Raw genomic sequence first — 4,699 nt, forward strand, 5'->3', positions numbered from 1 at the left:
CCCGCCGCATGCTCGACGACACCCTGCTCGACGATCCGGCCGCCCTCCAGCGCGCCGACCACGACCGTGCCCTGCTGGCCCTGGCCGGCGCCGGCGCCCGGGTCCGCACCGCGCTGCGGCAGGCCGACGCGGCCGGCCTCGACCGGCTGCGCCCGGACGGCCGCCCGCGCGCCGTCCTGGTCGCCGGACACGGCAGCGCCCTGACGGCGGGCGAGGTCCTGGCCGCCCTGGCCGGCTCCGCCAGCCTGGTCGTCCCGCTGCCGCCGACCGAGGCCGCCGCCCCGCGCGCCGACCGGGCCGGCGCACCGCCCGCCTTCACCGCCGGGCTCGGCTGGCAGCTGCCCGGCTGGGCCGGCCCGCTCGACCTGCTGGTGGTCAGCTCCGCCGACGGCGGCGAGCAGGGCCTGATCGGCCTCGCCGAGCAGGCGTACGCGCGCGGCTGCGCCCTCGTCGTCACCGCCCCGCCCGGCAGCCCGCTGGCCGAGGCCGCGCTCCAGGTGCGGGCGCTGCCGCTGCCGTACGTCTCCTCGGTGCTGCCCGACGAGGGTCTGCCGGCCGGCGCGGCCGCCGAGCCCGACCTGCCGGCCGAGGACCCGGCCGCGCTCTGGTCCCACCTGGCGCCGCTGCTGGCGCTCGCCCAGAAGATCGGCCTCACCCAGCTGCCGTACGACGCGCTGCCGGCCGTCGCCGACCTGCTGGACGCCGCCGCCGTGCGCTGCCGCCCGGACGCCGCCGCGTACACCAACCCGGCGAAGGGCCTGGCCGCGCGGCTGGCCGGGACGGTACCGCTGCTCTGGGCCGAGGGCCCGATCGCCGGGGCCGTCGCCGCCCGGTTCGCCGCCCAGCTGGCCGACCGGGCCGGCCGCCCGGCGCTGGCCGGGGCGCTGCCGCAGGTGCTCACCGCCCACCGGGGCATGTTCACGGGGCAGTTGGGCGCGGGCGCGGACCCGGACGACTTCTTCCGCGACCGGGTCGAGGAGCCGGACCCGCTGCACCTCCAGGTCCTGCTGCTGCGGCACCTCCCCGGCTCCTCGGCCGCGTCCGAGGAGCAGGACGGCCCGGCCGAGGTGCCGGAGGACGACGAGCGCCCGCGCAGCTTCGGCGTGAGCCGGGCACACCGGCTGGCCGCCGCCCACGACGTGCGGCTCACCGAGTACGCGAGCACCCTCGCGGACCCGCTGCACGCGCTGGCCGACCTGGTCGCGCTGACCGACTTCGCCGCCGTCTACCTGGGGCTCGCCGCCGCGCAGTCGTGAACCGGCAGCGGATAGGTTGGGCGCATGAGTACTGAGGGTGGGACGAAGGCACTGGTCGCGGCGCTGTCGGCGAACCTGGCGATCGCGGCGGCCAAGTTCACCGCCTTCGCCTTCACCGGCTCCTCCTCGATGCTCGCCGAGGGCGTTCACTCGGTGGCCGATTCCGGCAACCAGGTGCTGCTGCTGATCGGCGGCAGGCGGGCGCGCCGGGCGGCGGACGAGGAGCATCCGTTCGGATACGGCCGCGAGCGCTACGTCTACGGCTTCCTGGTGGCCATCGTGCTGTTCACCGTCGGTGGGCTGTTCGCGATCTACGAGGGCTGGCACAAGATCAGCCACCCGGAGCCGCTGGAGTCCTGGGGCTGGGCGGTCGGCGTGCTGCTCTTCGCGATCGCGATGGAGGGCTGGTCCTTCCTCACCGCGATGCGCGAGTCGGCCAAGGTCAAGGGCGGGCAGGGCTGGGCGCAGTTCATCCGCACCGCCAAGGCGCCGGAGCTGCCGGTGGTGCTGCTGGAGGACACCGGCGCGCTGATCGGCCTGGTGCTGGCGCTGCTCGGCGTCTCGCTCACCGTGGTCACCGGCGACGGCGTCTGGGACGGCGTCGGCACCCTGGCCATCGGCGTGCTGCTGGTGCTGATCGCCGTGGTGCTCGCCCTGGAGACCAAGTCGCTGCTGCTCGGCGAGTCCGCCGACAAGGAGTCGGTGCGGCGGATCCGCGCGGCGCTGGTGGACGGCGAGGCCGTCACCGGGGTGATCCACATGCGTACCCTGCACCTCGGCCCGGAGGAGCTGCTGGTCGCCGCCAAGATCGCCGTCAACGCGGAGGACAGCGCCGCCCGGGTGGCGCGGGCGATCGACGAGGCCGAGGAGCGGGTCCGCGCCGCCGTGCCGATCGCGCGGGCGATCTACCTGGAGCCGGACGTCTACAGCGCCGAGAAGGCCGCCGCGGGCGAGGACCCGGCCGCCACCCCCGGCGGCCCCGGGCCGGACGCGGCGCACTGACGGACCCGGGTGACGGGCCGTTTCCCGTACCCGGGCCGGTGACCGAAACCGGTCATCCGAGGACGGTCGGTGGGGCCGCCGGTGTAGATTCGTCACCAGAGCCAGAACGTCGCTGCTGATGGCGGTCGATCGGCGGTCCGCGCCCGTAGGGTGTGCGCCGGTCGAGGGAGAGAGGTCCTCCGACGGTTGGTGCTGCGCAGCAGGGAGCCGGTCCTCCACCACGGGATTCCGGCGGCCCCGGCGTAGCCGTGCACCCGTACGGCCCGCCGTGCGCGACGCACATCCGGACTTCGGCCGTGCCCCACCCCATCAGCGAGGAGCAGACGCATGTCGACCGACATCACCGGTGACTTCAAGGTCGCCGACCTTTCCCTGGCGCCGTTCGGCCGCAAGGAGATCCAGCTGGCCGAGCACGAGATGCCCGGCCTGATGGCGATCCGCGCCGAGTACGCCGAGTCGCAGCCGCTGGCAGGTGCCCGGATCACCGGCTCGCTGCACATGACCGTGCAGACCGCCGTCCTGATCGAGACCCTGACGGCGCTCGGCGCCGAGGTCCGCTGGTGCTCCTGCAACATCTTCTCCACCCAGGACCACGCGGCCGCCGCCATCGCCGTCGGCCCGGAGGGCACCCCGGAGAACCCGCAGGGCGTGCCGGTCTTCGCCTGGAAGGGCGAGACCCTGGAGGAGTACTGGTGGTGCACCGAGCAGGCGCTGACTTGGCCGGGCGGCCAGACCCCGAACATGATCCTGGACGACGGCGGTGACGCCACCCTGCTGATCCACAAGGGCGTCGAGTTCGAGAAGGCCGGTGCCGCTCCGGACCCGTCCACCGCGGACAACGACGAGTTCCGGATCATCCTGGAGCTGCTCAACCGCACCCTCAAGGACACCCCGAACAAGTGGACCGAGGTCGCCTCCACCATCAAGGGCGTGACCGAGGAGACCACCACCGGTGTCCACCGCCTGTACGAGATGCACCGTGACGGCAAGCTGCTGTTCCCGGCGATCAACGTCAACGACTCGGTCACCAAGTCGAAGTTCGACAACAAGTACGGCTGCCGCCACTCGCTGATCGACGGCATCAACCGCGCCACCGACGTCCTGATCGGCGGCAAGGTCGCGGTCGTCTGCGGCTACGGCGACGTCGGCAAGGGCTGCGCCGAGTCGCTGCGCGGCCAGGGCGCCCGCGTCATCGTCACCGAGATCGACCCGATCTGCGCGCTGCAGGCGGCGATGGACGGCTACCAGGTGACCACCCTGGACGAGGTCGTCGAGATCGCCGACATCTTCGTCACCACGACGGGGAACAAGGACATCATCATGGCTTCGCACATGGAGCGGATGAAGCACCAGGCGATCGTCGGCAACATCGGCCACTTCGACAACGAGATCGACATGGCCGGCCTGGCCAAGCTCCCCGGCGTCGTGAAGACCGAGGTCAAGCCGCAGGTCCACGAGTGGCGCAAGGCCGACGGCCGCACCATCATCGTGCTGTCCGAGGGCCGCCTGCTGAACCTGGGCAACGCGACCGGCCACCCGTCCTTCGTGATGTCCAACTCCTTCGCGAACCAGACGATCGCCCAGATCGAGCTGTTCGTGAAGACCGAGCAGTACCCGATCGGCGTCTACGTGCTGCCGAAGCACCTGGACGAGAAGGTCGCGCGCCTGCACCTGGACGCGCTGGGCGTGAAGCTGACCACCCTGACCCAGGAGCAGGCCGACTACATCGGCGTTTCGGTCGAGGGCCCGTACAAGGCGGAGCAGTACCGCTACTGATGCGGTGAGCGTCGCAGGCCGGTGGCCGGCACCCCGTGGCGGGGTGCCGGCCACCGGCGTTCGCGGCGTTCGCGGCGTTCGCGGCGTTCGTGGCGGACGGTCAGCGGATGACCTCGGTGGTCCACTGCCTCTGGTCGAGACCGGTGGTGTGCACCATCCTGGTCAGGGCCTCCAGGCCGCCGAAGCGCTCGGCCAGCGGCAGGCTGTCGGACTCCGCCGTCGCGCAGATCTGGAAGTCCCCCTCGTCCCGGCAGCTCTTCTCGGACTTCCCGTACTGGAATGCGCCGCCTTTCGGGGCCACGGTGAATCCGACGCCCATGTCGTCGGCCGTGAAACCGAGGCTGATGGCCCAGGGCGTTCCGACCGCAGGCTGGATCATCTCGGCCTCCGTCGGGCGGAGGCCCTCGGGCAGTCCTGAGACCCAGAACGGCAGCGCGACGGGCCGCACCTCGACCTGCGCCTGGGCCGCGACCTGGAGCAGCACGTCGTCGGGGAGATCGGTGCCCTGCGGCCGGTTCGAGAGCAACTGCGCCCAGCGGGTGGGGGAGATCTGCCAACGCAGGATCCGCTGCCCGCTGTCGTACGTCGGGTTCGCCGGACTGGTCACCCAGTAGGCGGTCCGGCCGTTGACGTTCGGGGCCGGCTCCTTCGCCTGCTTCTGTTGC

The 4,699-nt window shown here is 72.6% G+C and carries 4 protein-coding genes; 3 read left to right on the top strand and 1 reads right to left on the bottom strand.

Annotated features, from left to right (window positions below; genetic code table 11):
• The 3 genes from J0670_RS30505 to ahcY form a co-directional block, all read left to right on the top strand.
• Positions 1–1,256, top strand: a 1,256-nt coding sequence (locus J0670_RS30505; RefSeq protein ID WP_307806766.1) for an SIS domain-containing protein, incomplete at its 5' end; no start/stop codon positions are given.
• A gap of 24 nt (positions 1,257–1,280) precedes the next feature.
• Positions 1,281–2,258, top strand: coding sequence for a cation diffusion facilitator family transporter (locus tag J0670_RS30510; RefSeq protein ID WP_207814990.1), 978 nt, complete (start codon positions 1,281–1,283; stop codon positions 2,256–2,258).
• A gap of 327 nt (positions 2,259–2,585) precedes the next feature.
• The gene (gene ahcY, locus J0670_RS30515; RefSeq protein WP_207814991.1) at positions 2,586–4,034 is read left to right on the top strand and encodes an adenosylhomocysteinase; all 1,449 of its coding nucleotides are present in this window, start codon (positions 2,586–2,588) and stop codon (positions 4,032–4,034) included.
• A gap of 100 nt (positions 4,035–4,134) precedes the next feature.
• On the opposite strand, the gene J0670_RS30520 is transcribed toward ahcY, so the two are convergent.
• Positions 4,135–4,699: hypothetical protein (locus J0670_RS30520; RefSeq protein ID WP_207814993.1), on the bottom strand; the 565-nt coding region annotated here is incomplete at its 5' end.

Origin of the sequence: Streptomyces sp. FH025 (genome assembly GCF_017427025.1) — a bacterium.
In the GTDB taxonomy this organism is placed as follows: Bacteria; Actinomycetota; Actinomycetes; order Streptomycetales; family Streptomycetaceae; genus Kitasatospora.